Here is an 18,711-nt window from a genome sequence, read left to right on the forward strand (position 1 = left end):
GACGACCTTTCCCGGATTACCGGCCGTATTACAGACCCAGGTCCGCCTCGAACGCCGCTTCCTCGAGCCGGTGCCGGATGGTGGTCAGGAAACGACCAGCGTCGGCGCCGTCGATGAGGCGGTGATCGTAGGTGAGCGGCAGGTAGCACATCGAGCGGACACCGATGGATTCGTTGCCGGTCTCGTCCGTCACCACCACCGGACGCTTGACGATCGCGCCGGTGCCGAGCATGGCCGCCTGCGGCGGAACCAGGATCGGGGTGTCGAACAGCGCGCCCTGGCTGCCGATATTGGTGATGGTGAAGGTGCCGCCGGCCAGCTCGTCCGGCTTGAGTCCGCCGTTGCGAGCCCGGTCGGCGATATCGGCGATGGCGCGGGCCAGGCCGGCCAGCGACAGGTCGCTGGCGTTGTGGATCACCGGGGAGAGCAGACCCTGGTCGGTGTCGACGGCGATGCCGAGGTGTACCGAGGCGTGGTAGGTGATCTCCTTGGAGGACTCGTCATAGCTGGCGTTGACGTTCGGGTGCACGCCGAGCGCCTCCACGACGGCCTTGGCGAAGAACGGCAGGAACGTCAGGTTGACGCCCTCACGGCTCTTGAAACCGGCCTTGGCCTGGGCCCGCAGCGTCGCGATCTTGGTGACGTCGGCCTCGTGCACCTGGGTCAGCTGCGCGGTGGTCTGCAGCGATTCCCGGGTCTTGGTCGCGGTGATCTGACGGATGCGGTTGGCCTTCTGCACGGTGCCACGCAGGTGCGCCAGCTTCGCCGCGGGTGCGGCAGCGGCGGCCGGAGCCTTGGCGGCCGGTGCGGCAGCGGCCGGAGCCGGAGCCGCGGCGGGCGCCTTCTTGGCCTCGGCGGCGGCGAGCACATCCTGCTTGCGAATGCGTCCGCCGACACCGGAACCGGTGATGGCGGCAAGGTCGACGTTGTTCTCCTCGGCCAGCTTGCGAACCAAGGGGGTGACATACGGCGTTGCGCCGTTACCGGAGGCGGCGGCCGGGGCTGCTGCGGCTGGAGCCGGGGCCGGGGCCGGAGCGGGGGCGGGCGCAGGTGCAGGTGCCGGAGCGGGGGCCGGTGCCGGTGCCGGAGCGGGTGCTGGAGCCGGAGCAGCGGCCGCGGGGGCAGGCGCCGCCGGTGCCGGTGCAGGAGCGGGCGCGGGAGCGGCGGCTGCGGGCGACCCGCTGCCGATCACGCCGAGCTGTCCACCGACCGCGATGACATCGTCTTCCTGCGCGTTGATCTCCAGCAGGGTGCCCGCGACGGGCGACGGGATCTCGGTGTCGACCTTGTCGGTCGAGACCTCCAACAGCGGCTCGTCCACCTCGACCTGATCACCGACGGCCTTGAGCCAGCGGGTGACGGTGCCTTCGGTGACCGACTCGCCGAGCTCCGGCATCTTGACCGGAGTACCACCGGCGGCGGCCGGTGCGGGCGCGGCGGCGGGTGCGGGTGCCGGGGCTGCGGCGGCTACCGGGGCGGGCGCGGGTTCCGGCGCGGGTGCGGCGGGTGCGGGTGCCGGGGCTGCGGCCTCGGGGGCCGGCGCGGGTGCGGCCGCGGGCGCTTCGCCCGCCTCGCTGATCACGCCGAGCTCACCGCCGACCTCGACCACATCATCTTCATTGGCGACGATCTTCGACAGCACGCCCGCCGCCGGGGACGGGATTTCGGTGTCGACCTTATCGGTGGAGACTTCGAGCAGCGGCTCGTCGACCTCGACCGTGTCTCCTTCCTGCTTCAGCCACCTGGTCACCGTTCCCTCGGTGACGCTCTCACCAAGAGCCGGCATCTGGACGGAGAAGGCCATGTCCGTTGACTCCTCTGACTGCTCGACGGGTTTTACAACAGTTGATCTTCCGGCGGACGCCCGCCGCGGTCGCGGCGAAAGTCCGGAAGCCACCGATCATTCTGTGGCACCGGAGATCCGTATGGTTCTTGTACCGCGAACCATCCTTGCACTCGTCCGCGTGGCATGTAGCACAGGGCGGGGGTCTACCGAAGAGCTGGCAAGATGGGAGGACCGGCGGTGAGGGTTTCGCCGGTCTCGAAAGGAGGTCGGCGCCGATGGGTTTGCTTGATCGTTTCCGTGGCGCCGTGAACCGGGGCAGTGGCACGCGACGTGCGGGGACCTCGGGTAATGAGGACCTCCGCTATCTCGCCGACTGGGTCCGAACCCACGTCGGCGTCGAGGGTTTCATCGAACCCAAGACGACAGTGACCGATGTCACTGCCGTGCTGGTTGCCGCCGATGGGGAGTGGACGCGCCGGATCGTCGGCGAGCGCGGCGCCCGACGACTGGCCGCGGACCTGAGTATTCCGGTCTACGACGTCAGCAAGACGGGGTATCCGCGGCGCATGCGTGACTACGACGCGCGCAGGCGCGCCGAACGGCAGCGCGCCTTCGAGGACGAACTGCGCGACCTCTAGTCGTGCGGCAGTGCGATGGCGCCCGAGCCGGATGGGTTCGGGCGCCACGCTCTCACTCGACGCCGATGCTCTCGATCACCGAGATGAGCGTGCGAACCGGTACTCCGGTGCCGCCCTTGCCGATATAGCCGAAGGGTCCGCCGGTGTTGTACGCCGGTCCCGCGACGTCGAGGTGGGCCCACTGCACATCCTCGGGGACGAAATCCTTCAGGAACAGCGCCGCCGAGAGCATGCCGCCCCAGCGATGCGGCGCGACATTGGCGAGGTCGGCGATCTTGGAGTTCAGGTCGGCCCGGAGTTCGGCGGGCAGCGGCATGGCCCAGCCGTTTTCGCCGACCTCGCGGGAGATGCGGGCGACCCGGTCGCGGAATTCGTCGGTACCCATCACGCCCGGGGTGCGGGTGCCGAGCGCGACCATCTGCGCGCCGGTCAGGGTGGCGACATCGATGAGGTAGTCGGGGGAGTCCTCAGCGGCCCGCACGATGGCGTCGGCCAGGATCAGCCTGCCCTCGGCGTCGGTATTGATCACCTCGACGGTGGTGCCGCCGTACTGGGTGAGTACGTCACCGGGGCGCTGTGCGGTCGAGGACGGCATATTTTCCGCCATCGGCACCGTCGCGATCACGGTCACCGGAAGACCGAGGCGGGCGGCGAGCAGCGTGGTGGCCACGACCGCGGCGGCGCCTGCCATATCCGAGGTCATATTCTCCATATTCTGCGCGGGCTTGATGGAGATGCCGCCGGTGTCGAAGGTGATGCCCTTGCCGACCAGCGCGATCTTCTTCGCTCCACCCGCGTAGGTCAGCCGAACCAGCCGCGGCGGCCGCGAGGAGCCCTTGCCGACGCCGAGCACACCGCCGTAACCGCCTGCTTCCAGCGCCTTTTCGTCGAGCACCTCCACCTCGAGTCCGGCGGCCTCGGCGAGGATCGCGGCGCGGGAGGCGAATTCGGCGGGGAAGAGGTGGCTGGGTGGGGTGTTCACGAAATCCCGTGCGGTGGCGACGGCCTCGGCCACCAGCTGCGCGCGCAATAGTTCTTCTGTGCCGAAGTGCGGCTCGGGGACCAGCAATTCGACCCGCACCACCGGGCGCTCGTCCGGCTTGGGCGCGGACTTACCGGATTTGAACGGGGTGAAGGAGTAGGCGCCGAGGTAGAAGCCTTCCGCGGCGGCGCTGAGGTCCAGTCCCGACAATGTGGTCACCACGAGTTCGGTGCCGTTCAGCGAGCGGGCCGCTACACCGGCCGACCGCCGGATCTGTTCCGCGTCGATCTTGTCGGCGGGGCCGAGACCGACCGCGAGCACACTGGTCACGCCCGTCAGGGCGGCGGGCGCGGGCACCCGGGTGAGTTCCTCCGCCTTGCCCTTGGCGCCGACCGCGCCGAGCTGGTCGAGGAGCTCCGCGCGCATCTCGGCATCGAGCACATCACTGAACAAGTCGTCCGGCACGATGGCCGGGCCGTTCTCGGAGGATGTCAGCCCGATGACGAGTACATCGGTGTCGGGTCCGATGTGCTCGGTGCGCGCCAGTTCCGGTCCGAGGGATCGATCTGCAACAGCGGTCATGAGCCCAGGCTATTCGGTCTGCTTCGGATGTCGCAGAGCGACGCCGTCGAGGAGCAGTCCGATTCCGGTCGTGAGCAGGCTGTCGAAGTCCAGGTCCGGCCCGGGGTGCCCGTCGGCGAAAAGTTTGTGCATGACGGGGCGGGTTGCCGGATCGAGCAGTTCGGCGAGGTCGGCGGGCACGGCCCCGGTCGCGGGTTGGGTGCCGAGTCGATCGGCGCGTTCCGAGTTTCGCAGTAGCGCCAGGCCCTGTACCAGGCCGGACAGCGTCAGGTAGGTGGCGAGAATGTCGTCGCGGGACAGTTCGAGCTCGTCGAGCGCCGCGAAGGAACGTTCGAGCAGGTCGAACAGTGCGGGGCCGATGGGCGGGCGGGTGCGCGCCAGAACCGGAAGCAGCCAGGGATGACGCAGGTAGAGACGCCACTCCTGCCGGGTTTCGTGGATCAGCGTGGCACGCCAGTCCGCGGTCGCGGCGGATACCGGGCCTTTGGCGAGGACGAGTTCGGTCATGGCGGCCAGTAGGGTTTCGCGATCCGTGAAGTGGCGGTAGAGGGCGGCGGTGGCGACCCCGAGTTCGCTCGCGAGCCGCCGCATGGACAGTCCATCTATGCCGTCCCGGTCGGCGAGTTCCACCGCGGTGCGGGCGATGCCGACGGCGGTCAGCCTGGCCGGTCGGGGCGGGCGGCGGGCGGAGGTCACCGCGCTGCGGCGGGCTCGGTACGCACGCGCTCGACAGGACCGGGAGCAGTAGCGGCGTCTGCGTCCGCGCGAGGGTTGGTCCAGTGGCTGCCCGCAGATCGCGCAGGGCGGCGATTTCGACACACCAATAAGTGTGACGAAATTCTGGCAATGCCTTCCTGCACTCCATACATTGACGGAGGTCCACACCGTTCACATCGGGAGGTCGATGATGGAAAGCACGCTGACGATCCGACGGGCGGGGGCCACCGACATCGATGCCGTCGCCACGGCCTTCGCGGCAGGCAGCGCCGACGAGGTGGTCTCGGCGTGGGTGATGGCCGAGGACCCGGAGCTCGCCGAGGCCTTTCGCATCCAGCACGCGCCGCGGCTGATCGAACGGTCCGTACAGGACGACGAGGTGTGGATCGCGGAAGCCGATGGGCGGATAAGGGCCGTCTCGATCTGGCAGCACGTCCACTCCGCGCGGCGTTTCGAGATCGAGGCCGAGGAGGCCTGCGGCATGTCCGAGGCGGTGCCGGGGCGGCGTTCGCTGGCCAGATTGGCGACCGTCACCGCGCTGCTGGCCGCCACCCATCCGCGTGAATTCCCGCACCGCTACCTGCAACTGATCGTCACGGTCCCGGAATTCCGAGGGATGGGAGCGGGTGGTGCGATCCTGGCCGACCGGCTGAAGGCGGCGTCCCAGGCGTCCGTCCCGGTCTATCTGGAGGCGAGTACCGACCGATCCTCGCGGCTCTACGCCCGCAACGGGTTCGCCCGCGAGGGCGTGACGCACACATTGCCGGAGGACGGCCCCACCCTGATCCCCATGTGGTTCCGCGGCTGACGGCCCACGCGGGGCGTCGAGCGGGCGCGGGTTGTGACGGACCGCATCCCGTCGTACCCGTTACGCTCGCTGCGTGACCGATACGAACCTGCTGCAAGGCCCGATCCATGATGTTCACGTCGAGCTGAAGGCGAGTTTCGCGCCGTTCGGCGGGTGGCAGATGCCGGTGTCGTATGCGGGGACGGTGGCCGAACACCAGGCGGTGCGCACCGCGGTCGGGCTCTTCGACGTGAGCCACCTCGGCAAGGCGACCGTCCGTGGCGCCGGTGCGATGGAGTTCGTGAACTCGGCGCTCACCAATGATCTGACCAGGATCCGGCCGGGGAAGGCGCAGTACACCTTGTGCTGCGCGCCCGATGGCGGCGTGATCGACGATCTCATCGCCTACTACGTGAGCGACGAGGAGATCTTCCTGGTGCCCAATGCGGCCAACACCGCGGCCGTGGTCGCGGAGTTGCGGAAGGTCGCACCGGAGGGCATCACGGTGACCGACGAGCACCATGACTACGCGGTCTTCGCGGTGCAGGGGCCGAAGTCGACCGAGGTGCTGACGGCCCTCGGACTGCCGACCGAACTCGAGTACATGGCCTATGCCGACGCCGAATGGGACGGCCGCCGGGTGCGGGTGTGTCGCACCGGATACACCGGTGAGCACGGCTTCGAGCTCCTGCCGGGCTGGGATGACGCCGCCCCGCTGTTCCGTGCTCTGGTCGAGCAGGTGCGTGCGGCGGGCGGGCAGCCCGCCGGGCTCGGCGCGCGCGACACCCTGCGCACCGAAATGGGTTACCCGTTGCACGGACACGAACTGTCGCTGGAGATTTCGCCGGTGCAGGCGCGCTGTGGCTGGGCGGTCGGCTGGAAGAAGCCCGAGTTCTGGGGCAAGGCCGCACTGGAGCAGGAGAAGTCGGCGGGTCCGCGCCGAATCCTGATGGGGCTCAAGGCACTCGACCGAGGCGTGCTGCGGCAGGGGCAGACGGTATTGCGTGACGGCGAACCGGTCGGTGAGACCACCTCCGGCACCTTCTCGCCGACTCTCAAGATCGGCATCGCGCTCGCGCTGCTCGACACCAACGCGGATCTGCCGCCCGGCACCGAGGTCGAGGTCGATGTGCGCGGGCGTCGACTGCGCTGCGAGGTCATCAAGCCCCCGTTCGTGCAGGCGCGGACGGCGTAGCGGCGGTGGCCCGCGGTGAAACCCTCCCGGGTGGCGGCGTGGCCGGTGCCGCGGGCATCGGTTGCGGCGGCTCGGACCAACTCGTGGCCAACACGCAGAACGCCGGAAATCGGTGCCCGATAGGATCAGGCTCATGACCGTTGCCGCACAGTTCACCCGTATCCCTCATCCTGCGCCCGTCCCGGCGCAGCGGGTACAGGAAATTCTGGCGGCGCCCGGGTTCGGTCGCTTCTTCACCGACCACATGGTGTCGATCGACTACACCGAGGCCGAGGGCTGGAGCAACGCCCGCGTCGAGCCGTACGGGCCGCTCGCACTGGACCCGGCGACGATGGTCTTCCACTACGGGCAGGCGATTTTCGAAGGTCTGAAGGCCTACCGGCAGAACGACGGCAGCATCTCCTGCTTCCGGATCGACGCCAATGCGGCGCGCTTCCGCAGGTCCGCCGCCCGGATGGCGATGCAGGAGCTGCCGGAGGAACTGTTCATCGAATCGGTGCGCCAGCTGCTCGAGGTCGACGAGCACTGGGTGCCCGCGGCGGGCGGCGAGGAGTCGTTGTACCTGCGGCCGTTCATGTTCGCGACCGAGGCCGGGCTGGGCGTGAAGCCCGCCTCCGCCTACAAATATCTGCTGCTCGGTTCTCCGGCGGGCGCCTACTTCCCGCGCGGTGTGAAGCCGGTGCGGGTGTGGCTATCCACCGAGTACGCGCGTGCCGCCCCCGGCGGCACCGGCGAGGCGAAGGTCGCGGGCAACTACGCGGCCTCGCTGCTGGCTCAGGCGCAGGCCTCGGAAAAGGGCTGCGACCAGGTGGTGTGGCTGGATGCGTGCGAACGTCGCTACGTCGAGGAGATGGGCACCAACAATCTGTTCTTCGTCTTCGGCTCCGGCTCGCAGGCACGGCTGGTGACCCCGGAACTCTCCGGTTCGCTCCTGCCGGGCATTACCCGCGATTCGCTGCTCACCCTCGCCGCCGACGCGGGCTATGTGGTGGAGGAGCGCAAGGTTTCCGTGGAGGAGTGGCGTAAGGGCGCCGAATCCGGGGAAATCACCGAGGTTTTCGCCTGCGGTACCGCCGCGGTCATCACCCCCGTCGGCTGGGTGCGCTCGGCCGAGGGTGAATTCACCATCGGCGGTGGGGAACCCGGCGAGGTCACCATGGCGCTGCGGGATACGTTGACCGGTATTCAGCGGGGTACCTTCGCCGATATCCACGGGTGGATGCGCGGGATGTAAGCCGGTCGCGATCGGTTATCCTTGCGCCGCCGAGCAATCGACGGCTCGGCGGTATTCATCGGGGGAGGACGCATGCGTCGACGCGTTGCCGTGGGAATTCTGGCCGGAACCGTGCTGATATCGGCGTGCACGAATGCGCCCGCGGCGGTCGACAACCAGACATCTGCGGCGCGAACGTCGGCGCCGACCACGACGGTGGCGAACAGCGGTGCCGCCTGGACGATCTCGGGATCCGGGTCGCCGGTCTCCGTAGTCGGGAACGTGGTGGTCGCGGCCCGATCCGACGGGATCGTCGCGGTGGATCGGGCGTCCGGCCGGGAGCTGTGGCACCGAGATCGCAAGCAGCCGAAAGGTGAACCCGAGTACTGGGTCGATGGCGGCCGGATCGTCGTCGGTGAAGAGGTTCCCGCCTCGTCGGACCCGAAGGTGTTCGAAGTCGTGGACGCGGCCTCCGGCCGAACCGAATGGCACTGGAGCGCATCGGGATTCGTCGTAGTCGACGGCGCGATCTACACCTGGGATTGCACGGGGTCCTCGCAGCGCGCGGATCAGTGCAGCACCACGCGCCACGATATTCGCGACGGCAGACCGACATGGCCCGCACCCGTCACGGGCAAGGTCAACGGGGAGGCGATCGGCCTGTGGCATCGGCAGGCTCCAGCCGAACCGGATTTCCTTCCCATCGTGGTACGAGACCTGCATGCCAGCTCATCGGGGCCCGCGCCGTGGGCGTTGGTGGAGGCGGCAACGGGCGCCGTGCTGCCCGGCCGGGCCGAGCATCACGCGTGGTTCGAGCTCGGAGTCGGTGAGTCGATCGTCGTCACCGACCACAGCCCCGAGGGCGGAAGCTCCGAGTGCGCGGTGGCGATCGAGGCGACCAGTGCGCGAGATGGTGCGCAACGCTGGACCGCGACGGTGCACAGTGGGCGGTACAAGAACCACAAGTGCAGCGAGACTCTCGGGCCCGTGTACGACCGCCAGATCGTCGGCAACGGGTCGCGTATCGCGGCGCTTACCTCCGCTGGGGCGCCCCAACTGTTCGATCTCGCCACCGGAGCGATGGTCTGGGAGGCGGCGGACCCGGGTACGCCCATCGACGCCGACGACCGGTCGATGCTCGTGAGCGAATTCGCCGATCAGGGTGCGTTATCCCTGCTGGATATGGCGACCGGTGCGAAGAAGTGGTCGGTAGCGGATCCGGGATTCGAGGGATACCCCGTGCAGCGGAACACCTTTCTCATCGGTGACCGGGTCGTGGTCGGTGGTCGGGTCCCGAACGGACCGGGTCACATTGCGAACGTCACGATCGTCTATGACCGGGAGACCGGCCGCGAAATCGCCCGTCACCAAGGCGTTCTGGGCGGTGCGGGCACCGACTGGGTGGCCGTTGTCGGCGACGACGGCCTGGAATTCCACACCTGAGCCGACGGTCTTCCGGAAGGTCCGGCGGTCGGTCGCGGGCGAACCGGCTCGGCTCAGCCGGGCATGAGCATGTGCCATTGCTCGAGGGTTTGGGGGCGCATGACGTAGTTCGTGTCCTTGATGGTGGACAGGGTCGCGCTGGGTTCCTGGGAGTACCAGTGGCCCGGATATACGACGGGGTCGCCCGGTAAGTCCGCTAGATGGCGCAGGCTACGGAACATCTCGTCGGAGTCGCCGCCGGGGAAGTCGGTGCGGCCGCAGCCCTCGACGAAGAGGGTGTCGCCCGCGATGAGGCGGTTGTCGAAGAGGAAGCACTGGCTGCCGGGGGTGTGGCCGGGGGTGTGCAGCAATTCGATATCGAAGGCGCCGACGGAGACCTTGTCGCCGTGCTCGTGACCGGTCAATTCGCTGGGCGCGATCCCGGTGACATTGGCGACCCAGCCGAGCTCCTGGGCGTTGACATGTACGGGGACACTGGCCTTTTCGAGCAGTTCACGGACGCCGCGCAGGGTGAATCCGAGCATGGTGCCGCCGACGTGGTCCGGATGGTGGTGGGTGGCGAGCACGCCGGTCAGCCGCAGACCGTCACCCTCGGCGATATCAACCAGATCACCCGCCGCGTACGCCGGATCGACGACGACGCACTCGCCCGTCTCCCGATCACCGATCAAGTACGCGAAATTTCGCATCTGCGTCGCAATGGGATCACCGACGGCGTAGTCACGCCCGGACAGCAGCTGGCGAAAATAGAGGCGCTCGGAAGACATATCGCCCACCTTAGGTCCTGACCCAGACGGTCAGCATCTCGGTGCCGCAAACGCTCCGCTGCCGGAGTCGGTCAAACGTTCAGAACCGGCGGATATCCCGAATTCCTCAGCGTTGAACGCGAATCCGTGCGCGCGCCGCGGTGGTGCGGGTGGAATCGCGCGATGGAATCGTCGACGAGGCAACTGCCGTCCGTGGGCAGATGTGACGCATCACGCACCGCATGGGCTGTGCGGACTGAACACAGCCTGCCGGTCGGTCCGCGATTGCCGGGTGGTTTCGACTGCCGGATGGTGTCGAGCGTCGGAAGTGCGGGCCGTTGTGCACGGTGGTGGTGATGGCGATGGGTACCGCAGGTCGGTGTGGGCCAGGCCTTGTGCCGAGGTCCCATCCGGCGCCTCCGGCTGGACTTCAGGCGCTGAGTGAGAAACCCGCGGCGGTGACCGCGACCGTGATTTCGAGAGCAGCGCCGAGGGCATCGCCGGAGAGTCCACCGAATCGGCGGGCCGTATGCCGTATGAGGACCAGGACGACACCGATCGCGATCAGGACCACCAGGGGCCCGAGCCACGGCCTGCCGGGTACGGCGAAGACCGCGGCGGCCATCGCGGCCAGCGCCCAGGCCGCGCCGGTCAACGGCGACTGTGTTCCGGCGACGAGGGCGCCGAAACCGGTATCCGGCGCCGCCGCCAGGCCCCGCCGACATGCGAGCACCACCACGACCCGGCCGGTCGCGATCGCCAGCGCGACCGCGAACCAGCGCTGCGATCCGGCCAGCGCGGCGAAGGAAAACGCTTGCACCCCAACGGTGAAGACGATGGCCGCGACCCCGAACGGCCCGGCCCCGCCGCTCTTCATGATCTGCCGCGCCCGCTCCGGCGGCCCGTAGCTGCCGAGTCCGTCCATCGTGTCGGACAGCCCGTCGAGATGCATCCCGCGCGTGATCAGCGCCAGCCCGGCCACGACGATCAGCCCGGCGAGCAATGTGCTCGCCCCGCCCCACACGAGCCCCCACAGCAGCGCGGCCGCCGCGGCCCCGAGCGCCGCCCCGACAATCGGTGCGAACGCGATGGCCCGCCCCGCGACGTCGCGATCCACCGCATCCGGGCCGCGTACCGGCAATACGGTCAACCACGAGAACGCCAGCCGCACCCCGATCACTTCTGGAGGCTGATTCCGGAGGTCGGGCCTGGGGCGTCGGAGGTGCTGACGCCGGCCTCGGCGAAGGTGGCCATGTCGGCGAGGGCGGTGACGGCGGCGCGCAGGATCGGCAGGGCGGTCAGGGCGCCGGAACCCTCGCCGAGGCGCAGGCTCAGATCCACCAGCGGATCGAGGCGCAGCTGTCCGAGGGCGAGAGCGTGGGCCGGTTCGGTGGAGCGGTGGCCCGCCAGCCACCAGGCGCTGGCGCCCGCCGCCAGATCCTCGGCGACCAGGGCGGCGGCGGTGACGATGACACCGTCGAGGATGACGGGGGTGCGGCGAGTGGCGGCCTGGGCGAGGAAACCCGTCATGGCGGCGAGGTCGGCGCCCGCGGCCACGCGCAGGAGTTCGACCGGATCCTTGGCGACCGGGCGGGCGCGGCGCATCGCGTCGCGGATGGCGGCGACTTTGCGCGCCCAGCCCGCGTCGTCGACGCCGGTCCCGCGGCCGACGGCGCGCACTGGTTCGGTGTCGGTGAGCGTCGCGATCAGCACGGTGGCGGGCGTGGTGTTGCCGATGCCCATATCGCCGACGATGAGCAGGTCGGCGCCCGCGTCGATCTCCTCATCGGCGATATTCTTGCCCGCCGCGAGCGCCGCGGCGATCTCGTCCTCGGTGAGCGCGTCCTCGCGATCGATCGCTCCGCTGGCGCGGCGCACCTTATGCGTGCTGATGGCGGGATCGGTATCGGCGTCGACCGCGATGTCCACGACGCGCACCGTCGCATCCGCTGCGCGGGCCAGTGCGTTGACCGCCGCGCCGCCGCCGAGGAAGTTCGCGACCATCTGCGCGGTCACCTCGCTCGGATACGCCGAGACCCCATGCCTGGCCACGCCGTGATCGCCCGCGAACACCACCACCCGCGCCCGCTCGAACTGCTTGGGCGGGCATACCCCCTGGCAGGCCGCGACCCAATTGCCGAGTTCCTCCAGCCGTCCCAGCGACCCGGCGGGTTTGGTCAGCTGCGCCTGCCGCTGTTCCGCCGCCGCGCGAATCTGCGCGTCAGGGGGCGCAACCGGTCCGAATCCGTGTGTCACTGTCGAGCCTCTCCGGTCGGGGCGGCGCGAAGCCATCGCCGCACATTCTTCCGCCGCCCAATCTTGCCCGTCACCGATTCGCTCCCGCACACCCACCTGCCGCTCGAGCCCGCCGAAACCCAGACCCGTACCGGACATCGGCATCCCGGGCAAGCGAGGTCACTCGTGAAGGGACGTCAGGTCGAGGCAGCGGAGGCGATCAGGGTCGGCGAGAATGTCGATCGCCACGATCCGTCCGCCCGTGACGGTGAACCCCATGACCGAGAACGGCTCGTCACCGGGTATGGCGACAAGCCCCACCGCACCGTTGACCAGCACCGGGCACGCGAACGGCGCCATCGATGCCGAGAAGGCGAGAGCCTGTTCGGCGACGGCACGGCTACCGCGGAGCTTCCGCGATCCGCCGTGCGCACCTCGGTCTGCGCGCAGCACGACCTCCGGATCGAGGGCCGCGACGAGCGCGTCGAAATCGCCACCGCGGGCCGCCGACATGAATGCGTCCAACACCTCTCGCTGGCGATTGATGTCGGCGTCGGGGGCCGGTGAGTCCTGCACCCGGCGGCGCGCGCGGCTGGCGAGTTGGGCCGCCGAGTCCGCGGAACGTCCGACGACCGGCGCGATCTCGGCGAAGGGCACCACGAACATGTCGTGCAGGACGAATGCGACCCGTTCGGCGGGGCCGAGCGTGTCCAGAACGACCAATAGCGCGAGACCGACCGAATCGTCCAGTAGCGCCTGATATTCGGGGTCCGGCCGGTCCGCGCGACTCACGATCGGGTCGGGCACATGCACTCCGAACGGTTGTTCGCGCCGCGACGCGCGTGCGCGCAGCATGTCCAGGCACACCCGGCCGACCACCGTCGTCAGCCAACCGGCAAGGTTCTCGACGTCGTCGGCGTCCGAGCGGCTCAGCCGCAGCCACGCTTCCTGAACAGCGTCGTCGGCATCGCTGAGCGACCCGAGCATCCGATACGCCATTGCCCGCAGCCGCGCGCGGTGCTCCTCGAATCGGAGTGCGAGCCGGTCGCGCTCGTCCACTCTCACGCTCCTCCGTCGCCGTCCATCGCTCGTGGCGCGGGCCGCGCGATCCCTCGCGGAACGGTGCGCCGGTGCTGGTCATCCAGGTGGCGCCGAATGCGCGTCGCAGCGTCGGCTCCTGGTACCAGGTTACGAATGGGTGGAAGAAGATCGCCGCATCTCATGCGAACCGTGTCAGGTTTCCTCCTTGCCATCCGTCATACCTATGACGAACCGAGCACAGGGGATATGACGAGAGGCGATCCCACGATGACACGAATTTCGGGACGATCGAGCGGACTGGCGGTCAAGCTCGCCGGTTTCTTCACCCGGCGCCTGTTCACGCGACTGACCGGGCACAAGTCCGAAGCGATGACGGAGCCGCTGGAGATCTACGCGCGTGCCCCGGGCGTGATGCTCGCCTACGGCATGGTGGAGATGGCGACAGCCAGGTTGCATCGTGTCGACAAGCGGCTGATGTATCTCGCCGAATTGAAGGCGGCGACGCTCACCAACTGCGAGTACTGCATCGATCTCGGATCGCAGGTCGCGCGTCATTCGGGGCTGCGCGACGACGAGTTGCTCGCGTTGCCCGACTACCGGTCGAGCCCGCTGTTCACCGACGTCGAGAAACTGGTGCTCGATTACGCGGTCGGCATCAGCCGCACCCCGGTCGACGTACCCGCGGAGCTGTTCGCCGAGCTGCGCGAGCACTTCGACGATACCCAGCTCGTGGAGCTCACACACACGATCGCGTTGGAGAACCACCGGGGCAGGTTCAACCGAGCGCTCGACGTCGGCGCGGCGGGGTTCAGTGCGGGCATGGTGTGTGCGGTGCCGATCACACGTGGTCAGGGTTGATGGTGCACAGGCCGCCGGGACTCCGGATATGCCACACCGTCGCCTGGACGGAACGGCATGGCACAACCTCACGCGCGGCTTCGCGTGGATATCGCCGGGCGGAGATCCGGGTGTTCGGTGGTCGACGACCTCGGCGGTCCCGCACGCCCGTCCGGCCGAAGCCTTGTGATCTCGTTGGTCGAGGTCGCGGGTTCGATCGGGGACGGTCGGACGTTCTCGTGGTGGTCTGTCGCTGTCGGCTATTTGAGGCGGACGGGCAGTCCGGCGACGATCAGGAAGGCTTCGTCGCAGGCGGCGGCGAGGCGCTGGTTGAGGGTGCCGATTTCGTCGCGGAAGAGGCGGCCCGAGCGGGTGGCGGGGATGACGTCCATGCCGACTTCCGGGCTGACGATCACCAGTCGGCCGGGGTAGGTGGTGACGGCGGCGACCAGGGCGTCGGCGTCGGGGGTGATGGCGCCACGGGGGGATTCCCAGGCGGCGCGGGCGTCGATGCGGGCGGTGAGCCAGGTGCCGATATCGTCGATCAGTGTCGCTCCGGGGACCGGGTCCGCGAGATCTGATGCCGGATCGGCGCTTTCGACGACCGTCCAGTTGGCCGGGCGGCGTTCGCGATGCCGGGCGATGCGCTCGGCGAAGTCGAGGTCGGTGGGATCGGGGATGGCGGTGGCGAGGTAACGCACCGGACCCGACGCGTCTGCCAACCCTTCCGCGTACGCGGACTTCCCCGACCGGGCCCCGCCGAGCACGAGTGTGCGGGCCGGGCGGGTGGGATCAGGGGCAGGATGTGACACGACAGCACGCTATCAACTGCCACGTCCCCGCCCTCGACGCCCGCCTGTCACGCTTGCCTCCGACCCTCAGTCCGCGTCGCCCGCCGACCCGAATCGCCTGCGGTACTCCGTCGGGGCGATGCCGACCAGGCGCTGGAAGTGGTGGCGCAGGAGAGCGCCGGATCCGAAACCCGCTCGGGCCGCGATGTGTTCGAGTCCGTGGTCGGAGTCCTCCAGCAGCTGTTTGGCGTAGAGCACGCGCTGGTTGGTCAGCCATTTGACCGGTGTGGTGCCGGTTTCGGCGGCGAAGCGGCGAGCGAAGGTGCGGGTGGACATCATGGAGCGGGCGGCGAGGTCGTCGATGGTGTGTTGCCGTTCGAGGTTCTCGCTCATCCATTGCAGGGTGTCGCTCAGGCTTTCGGAGCTGCAGGCGGCGACCGGGCGTTCGATGAACTGCCGCTGTCCGCCGTCGCGCTGGGGTGGTACCACCATGCGGCGGGCGATGGCGTTGGCGGCGGCGCTGCCGATCTCGCGACGCACCAGATGGAGACAGGCGTCGATGCCCGCGGCGGTGCCCGCGCTGGTGATCAGGTTGCCTTCGTCGACGAACAGGACGTCGGGGTCGACCGTGGCGTCCGGGAAGCGGGCGGCGAGTTGGTCGACGTATTTCCAGTGGGTGGTGCACTTGCGTCCGTCGAGCAGTCCGGCCGCACCGGCCAGGAAGGCGCCCGAACAGACGGTGAGCACGATCGCTCCGGAGTCGGCGGCGGCCCGCACCGCGTCGACGATCTGTCGGCTGGCCGGATTGTCCATGGCCGAGACATGGAAGGCGGCGATCCCGATCAGGTCCGCGTCGGCGAGCGCGTCCAACCCGTAGTCGGGAGTGACGGTGACCCCGGGGGTGGTGGAGCGCAACGGTTTTCCGGGTTCGGTCCCGCACACCCGGAAGTCGAAGGCGGGTAGCCCGTCGGCCGAGCGGTCCAGTCCGAACACCTCGCAGATGACGCCGAATTCGAACATGGCGAGGGGCTCGGAGAGCACCACGGCGACCTTGGACAGCATCCACCAAGGGTACCTGGCTGAATCTTTGCGAACAATGACAGAACCGCCACTTTCGGCGGTAATTTCACGAGCGCAAAATTACTGCCATGACTACTTTTCTTCTCACCATGGCGGCCATCGTGGCCTTCGGGGTTCTGATCGCCCGCGGACGTGCTCTGGCCGGTTCCGCCGATATCGTCGACCGCGACGCCCAGCGCCTACAGGCCGAACTGAATGCGATCCTGGGCCGTGCGTCGAACCATCACTGATCCGTGCGCCGGAACGCCACAGGCCTCCCCGCGGGCGGGGAGGCCTGTGCTGTCCAGGGGGATTTTCAGATCGCGTCGCCGGGCTTGACCCGCGGCTTCGGTGCGCGCATCTTGCGGATCTGCGAGGCGCGGACGAACGCGTACCAGCCGACCTTGTACCCGGTATCGGTGCTGTCGGGGAAACGCTCGCGAACCCGGTTGTTGACGATCCGGCCGAGCAGGACGCCTTCGATCATCATGAACAGCATCATGACCAACATGGCGAGGGTCACAATCGTCTGCAGCCGCGGTGCGAGCATCGAGAGGATCAGCACCAGCGCCATCGGCATGAACAGCCCGACCAGGTTGCGGCGGGCATCGACCACATCGCGCACATAGGCGCGCACCGGGCCCTGATCGCGGGGCAGCAGGTATTTGTCCTCGCCCGCGAGCATGCGGGCACGCCGATCCTGGGCCGCGAGTTTGCGCTCGGCGGAGGCCGCCTTGCGTTCTTCCTTGGTGCCGCGGACGGCCTTGCGCCGGGCCCTGGCCTCTTTGGCGGTGAGCGGTGCGGGTGCGACCGGACCGCGCCGCTTGCCTTGCGCGTCACGGCGTTTCGGGGTGGGACGACCCTTGCCGAGGGTCGCCGTGGTGGAACTGGGAGAAGTACCGGTGGCCACGCCACCGTTCGCGTCCGCCGTGGTGTCGGCGGTCGCGTCGGTGCTGCTGGACTCGCCGCGACGGAACAATTTCACAGCGACCAGGCTATTCGATGCGGCGCGCGCCGGGAAATGCGGTCGGCGGACGGGGCGTGTGGTGTGTCTCAGGCGCGCGCCGTTCGGTCGGTTCGGACACGTCGCCCGCCGATAACCCGTCCTCGAGCGGAGGTTGTGGTCACGTCCCGGCGCGGTGGTGGCAAGATAGGGAATAGCAGCCCGCTGAGTGGTGTTGAGGACCACGGAGCCGTGCGCTGTTCACGGGTTGACCACAGCTGTCCTTAGGAGAGTTCATGACTGTGCAGAACGAGACGACCACCCACGGTGTGACCCTGACCGATGCCGCCGCCAGCAAGGCGAAGGCGCTGCTCGATCAGGAAGGTCGCGACGATCTGGCGCTTCGCATCGCGGTGCAGCCGGGCGGCTGTGCCGGCCTGCGCTACCAGCTCTTCTTCGACGACCGTTCACTCGACGGCGACCTGACCGTCGACTTCGACGGCGTCACCCTCGCGGTGGATCGCATGAGCGCTCCCTATGTCCAGGGCGCCTCGATCGACTTCGTCGACACCATCGAGAAGCAGGGCTTCACGATCGACAACCCCAACGCCACGGGCTCCTGTGCTTGTGGCGACTCCTTCAACTGACCTCGGATTGATACGGTGAGGACAGGGACCGCAAGGTCCCGGTCCTCATCTTGTGCCGCCTACTCCGTTGAAGGGCTCAGCCTCGTGTCAATCGCCGTGTCCGCGTCCATTGCGACCGACCACCTCATGCGTTTTCCCGGACGGTTCGCCGACGTACTGCTGGCCGATCAGCTCGACCACGTCTCACTGAGCTTCCTCGTCGATGATCTGCAGATCCGGCGCGGCGGGGTGGGGGGAAATATCGCCTACGCCATGGGAATCCTGAATCGCACCCCACTGCTGATCGGCGCCGTGGGTGCGGACTTCACCGAGTACCGCACGTGGCTGGAGAAGCACGGCGTGGACTGCTCGACGGTCCTCATCTCCGAACGGGCGCACACCGCGCGTTTCGTGTGCACGACCGATGACGATATGGCGCAGATCGCCTCGTTCTACCCGGGTGCGATGAGTGAAGCCCGCGACATCTCGATCGCCGCCCTCGCCGAATCGAATTCGCTGGATCTGGTGCTGGTCGGCGCCAACGACCCCGAAGCGATGCTGCGTCACACCGAGGAATGCCGCGAACTGGGCATCCCGTTCGCCGCCGACCCCTCCCAGCAGCTGGCCCGCCTCGACGGTGACCAGGCGGTGCGGCTGATCGACGACGCCGCCTACCTCTTCACCAACAAGTACGAGTGGGCGCTGCTGCTACAGAAGACCGGGCTGAGTGAGGCCGAGATCGCCGCGAAGGTCGGTATCCGGGTCACCACCCTCGGTGCGGAAGGCGTGCGGATCGTGGACCGCGACGGCACCGAGGTGCATGTCGGCGTGGTCCCGGAAAAGGAGAAGGTCGAACCGACGGGTGTCGGCGATGCCTTCCGCGCCGGTTTCCTCACCGGTCATACCGCGGGACTGAGCCTGGAGCGCGCCGCGCAGCTCGGTTCCCTCATCGCGGTGCTGGTGCTGGAGACCATGGGTACCCAGGAGTGGACCCTCAACAAGGATGACGCCCTCGAGCGCTTGACCCAGGCCTACGGACCCGAGGCGGCGGCCGAAATCAAGCCGCTGCTCTGAATCGAGTCTGCGACGC

The 18,711-nt window shown here is 68.5% G+C and carries 19 protein-coding genes; 9 read left to right on the forward strand and 10 right to left on the reverse strand.

Annotated features, from left to right (window positions below):
* Window positions 1-28: 28 nt before the first annotated feature.
* The gene (gene sucB, locus AB0H61_RS15490) at window positions 29-1,804 is read right to left on the reverse strand and encodes a 2-oxoglutarate dehydrogenase, E2 component, dihydrolipoamide succinyltransferase (RefSeq protein ID WP_357304180.1); all 1,776 of its coding nucleotides are present in this window, start codon (window positions 1,802-1,804) and stop codon (window positions 29-31) included.
* Window positions 1,805-2,061: 257 nt separating this feature from the next.
* On the opposite strand from sucB, the gene AB0H61_RS15495 reads away from it, so the two are divergent.
* Window positions 2,062-2,424 carry an oxidoreductase gene (locus tag AB0H61_RS15495; protein ID WP_357304182.1) on the forward strand — a complete coding sequence of 121 codons (363 nt, stop codon included), beginning with the start codon at window positions 2,062-2,064 and terminating at the stop codon, window positions 2,422-2,424.
* Between the two features lie 52 nt (window positions 2,425-2,476).
* Here the strand turns inward: AB0H61_RS15495 and AB0H61_RS15500 are convergent, their stop codons facing one another.
* Window positions 2,477-3,988 (reverse strand): leucyl aminopeptidase, encoded by a 1,512-nt coding sequence (locus AB0H61_RS15500; RefSeq protein WP_357304184.1) that lies wholly within the window; start codon window positions 3,986-3,988, stop codon window positions 2,477-2,479.
* A 9-nt stretch (window positions 3,989-3,997) separates the two neighbouring features.
* Window positions 3,998-4,807 (reverse strand): TetR/AcrR family transcriptional regulator, encoded by an 810-nt coding sequence (locus AB0H61_RS15505; RefSeq protein ID WP_357304187.1) that lies wholly within the window; start codon window positions 4,805-4,807, stop codon window positions 3,998-4,000.
* 85 nt (window positions 4,808-4,892) lie between these two features.
* On the opposite strand from AB0H61_RS15505, the gene AB0H61_RS15510 reads away from it, so the two are divergent.
* The 4 genes from AB0H61_RS15510 to AB0H61_RS15525 all read left to right on the forward strand — a co-directional run bounded on the left by AB0H61_RS15510 (window position 4,893) and on the right by AB0H61_RS15525 (window position 9,343).
* On the forward strand, window positions 4,893-5,513 hold the full coding sequence (locus tag AB0H61_RS15510) for a GNAT family N-acetyltransferase (RefSeq protein WP_357304189.1): 621 nt from the start codon (window positions 4,893-4,895) through the stop codon (window positions 5,511-5,513).
* 73 nt (window positions 5,514-5,586) lie between these two features.
* Window positions 5,587-6,687 carry a glycine cleavage system aminomethyltransferase GcvT gene (gene gcvT / locus AB0H61_RS15515; protein WP_357304191.1) on the forward strand — a complete coding sequence of 367 codons (1,101 nt, stop codon included), beginning with the start codon at window positions 5,587-5,589 and terminating at the stop codon, window positions 6,685-6,687.
* Between the two features lie 133 nt (window positions 6,688-6,820).
* A complete protein-coding gene (locus AB0H61_RS15520) occupies window positions 6,821-7,921 on the forward strand; it encodes a branched-chain amino acid aminotransferase (RefSeq protein ID WP_357304194.1) in 1,101 nt (366 codons plus the stop codon).
* Between the two features lie 72 nt (window positions 7,922-7,993).
* Window positions 7,994-9,343 carry a PQQ-binding-like beta-propeller repeat protein gene (locus tag AB0H61_RS15525; protein WP_357304197.1) on the forward strand — a complete coding sequence of 450 codons (1,350 nt, stop codon included), beginning with the start codon at window positions 7,994-7,996 and terminating at the stop codon, window positions 9,341-9,343.
* Between the two features lie 53 nt (window positions 9,344-9,396).
* On the opposite strand, the gene AB0H61_RS15530 is transcribed toward AB0H61_RS15525, so the two are convergent.
* The 4 genes from AB0H61_RS15530 to AB0H61_RS15545 all read right to left on the reverse strand — a co-directional run bounded on the left by AB0H61_RS15530 (window position 9,397) and on the right by AB0H61_RS15545 (window position 13,383).
* Window positions 9,397-10,110: an MBL fold metallo-hydrolase gene (locus AB0H61_RS15530; protein ID WP_357304199.1), complete on the reverse strand. Its 714-nt coding sequence runs from the start codon at window positions 10,108-10,110 to the stop codon at window positions 9,397-9,399.
* A gap of 409 nt (window positions 10,111-10,519) precedes the next feature.
* Window positions 10,520-11,269 carry an adenosylcobinamide-GDP ribazoletransferase gene (locus AB0H61_RS15535; protein ID WP_357304202.1) on the reverse strand — a complete coding sequence of 250 codons (750 nt, stop codon included), beginning with the start codon at window positions 11,267-11,269 and terminating at the stop codon, window positions 10,520-10,522.
* Window positions 11,266-12,381, reverse strand: coding sequence for a nicotinate-nucleotide--dimethylbenzimidazole phosphoribosyltransferase (cobT, locus tag AB0H61_RS15540; protein WP_357304205.1), 1,116 nt, complete (start codon window positions 12,379-12,381; stop codon window positions 11,266-11,268). Before cobT ends, AB0H61_RS15535 begins: the two co-directional genes overlap by 4 nt.
* Window positions 12,382-12,504: 123 nt before the next feature.
* The gene (locus tag AB0H61_RS15545; RefSeq protein ID WP_357304208.1) at window positions 12,505-13,383 is read right to left on the reverse strand and encodes a sigma-70 family RNA polymerase sigma factor; all 879 of its coding nucleotides are present in this window, start codon (window positions 13,381-13,383) and stop codon (window positions 12,505-12,507) included.
* A gap of 249 nt (window positions 13,384-13,632) precedes the next feature.
* On the opposite strand from AB0H61_RS15545, the gene AB0H61_RS15550 reads away from it, so the two are divergent.
* Window positions 13,633-14,223, forward strand: a complete 591-nt coding sequence (locus AB0H61_RS15550; RefSeq protein ID WP_357304210.1) for a carboxymuconolactone decarboxylase family protein — start codon at window positions 13,633-13,635, stop codon at window positions 14,221-14,223.
* A 239-nt stretch (window positions 14,224-14,462) separates the two neighbouring features.
* Here the strand turns inward: AB0H61_RS15550 and AB0H61_RS15555 are convergent, their stop codons facing one another.
* Together AB0H61_RS15555 and AB0H61_RS15560 are read right to left on the reverse strand one after the other, a co-directional pair.
* On the reverse strand, window positions 14,463-15,014 hold the full coding sequence (locus tag AB0H61_RS15555) for a bifunctional adenosylcobinamide kinase/adenosylcobinamide-phosphate guanylyltransferase (protein WP_357304212.1): 552 nt from the start codon (window positions 15,012-15,014) through the stop codon (window positions 14,463-14,465).
* A gap of 66 nt (window positions 15,015-15,080) precedes the next feature.
* Window positions 15,081-16,055, reverse strand: coding sequence for a helix-turn-helix domain-containing protein (locus AB0H61_RS15560; protein ID WP_357304215.1), 975 nt, complete (start codon window positions 16,053-16,055; stop codon window positions 15,081-15,083).
* An 86-nt stretch (window positions 16,056-16,141) separates the two neighbouring features.
* On the opposite strand from AB0H61_RS15560, the gene AB0H61_RS15565 reads away from it, so the two are divergent.
* Window positions 16,142-16,303 carry a hypothetical protein gene (locus AB0H61_RS15565; RefSeq protein ID WP_357304217.1) on the forward strand — a complete coding sequence of 54 codons (162 nt, stop codon included), beginning with the start codon at window positions 16,142-16,144 and terminating at the stop codon, window positions 16,301-16,303.
* 65 nt (window positions 16,304-16,368) lie between these two features.
* On the opposite strand, the gene AB0H61_RS15570 is transcribed toward AB0H61_RS15565, so the two are convergent.
* Window positions 16,369-17,037 carry a DUF3043 domain-containing protein gene (locus tag AB0H61_RS15570; protein WP_357304220.1) on the reverse strand — a complete coding sequence of 223 codons (669 nt, stop codon included), beginning with the start codon at window positions 17,035-17,037 and terminating at the stop codon, window positions 16,369-16,371.
* Window positions 17,038-17,291: 254 nt separating this feature from the next.
* Between AB0H61_RS15570 and AB0H61_RS15575 the strand changes: the two genes are divergently transcribed.
* Together AB0H61_RS15575 and AB0H61_RS15580 are read left to right on the forward strand one after the other, a co-directional pair.
* The gene (locus tag AB0H61_RS15575; RefSeq protein WP_357304222.1) at window positions 17,292-17,642 is read left to right on the forward strand and encodes an iron-sulfur cluster assembly accessory protein; all 351 of its coding nucleotides are present in this window, start codon (window positions 17,292-17,294) and stop codon (window positions 17,640-17,642) included.
* Window positions 17,643-17,726: 84 nt separating this feature from the next.
* Window positions 17,727-18,695 (forward strand): carbohydrate kinase family protein, encoded by a 969-nt coding sequence (locus AB0H61_RS15580; protein ID WP_357304224.1) that lies wholly within the window; start codon window positions 17,727-17,729, stop codon window positions 18,693-18,695.
* The last annotated feature ends 16 nt before the right edge of the window (window positions 18,696-18,711 follow it).

Source organism: Nocardia sp. NPDC050710 (assembly GCF_040654375.1).
Classification (GTDB): domain Bacteria; phylum Actinomycetota; class Actinomycetes; order Mycobacteriales; family Mycobacteriaceae; genus Nocardia.

Excerpts from the sequence above, each read along its gene's own strand:
- AB0H61_RS15510 (WP_357304189.1), top strand. The coding sequence starts at position 4,893 with ATGATGGAAAGCACGCTGACGATCCGACGGGCGGGGGCCACCGACATC.
- AB0H61_RS15560 (WP_357304215.1), bottom strand. The coding sequence starts at position 16,055 with ATGCTGTCCAAGGTCGCCGTGGTGCTCTCCGAGCCCCTCGCCATGTTC.
- sucB (WP_357304180.1), bottom strand. The coding sequence starts at position 1,804 with ATGGCCTTCTCCGTCCAGATGCCGGCTCTTGGTGAGAGCGTCACCGAG.
- AB0H61_RS15520 (WP_357304194.1), top strand. The coding sequence starts at position 6,821 with ATGACCGTTGCCGCACAGTTCACCCGTATCCCTCATCCTGCGCCCGTC.
- AB0H61_RS15565 (WP_357304217.1), top strand. The coding sequence starts at position 16,142 with ATGACTACTTTTCTTCTCACCATGGCGGCCATCGTGGCCTTCGGGGTT.
- AB0H61_RS15495 (WP_357304182.1), top strand. The coding sequence starts at position 2,062 with ATGGGTTTGCTTGATCGTTTCCGTGGCGCCGTGAACCGGGGCAGTGGC.
- AB0H61_RS15575 (WP_357304222.1), top strand. The coding sequence starts at position 17,292 with ATGACTGTGCAGAACGAGACGACCACCCACGGTGTGACCCTGACCGAT.
- AB0H61_RS15550 (WP_357304210.1), top strand. The coding sequence starts at position 13,633 with ATGACACGAATTTCGGGACGATCGAGCGGACTGGCGGTCAAGCTCGCC.
- AB0H61_RS15500 (WP_357304184.1), bottom strand. The coding sequence starts at position 3,988 with ATGACCGCTGTTGCAGATCGATCCCTCGGACCGGAACTGGCGCGCACC.
- AB0H61_RS15525 (WP_357304197.1), top strand. The coding sequence starts at position 7,994 with ATGCGTCGACGCGTTGCCGTGGGAATTCTGGCCGGAACCGTGCTGATA.
- AB0H61_RS15530 (WP_357304199.1), bottom strand. The coding sequence starts at position 10,110 with ATGTCTTCCGAGCGCCTCTATTTTCGCCAGCTGCTGTCCGGGCGTGAC.
- cobT (WP_357304205.1), bottom strand. The coding sequence starts at position 12,381 with ATGGCTTCGCGCCGCCCCGACCGGAGAGGCTCGACAGTGACACACGGA.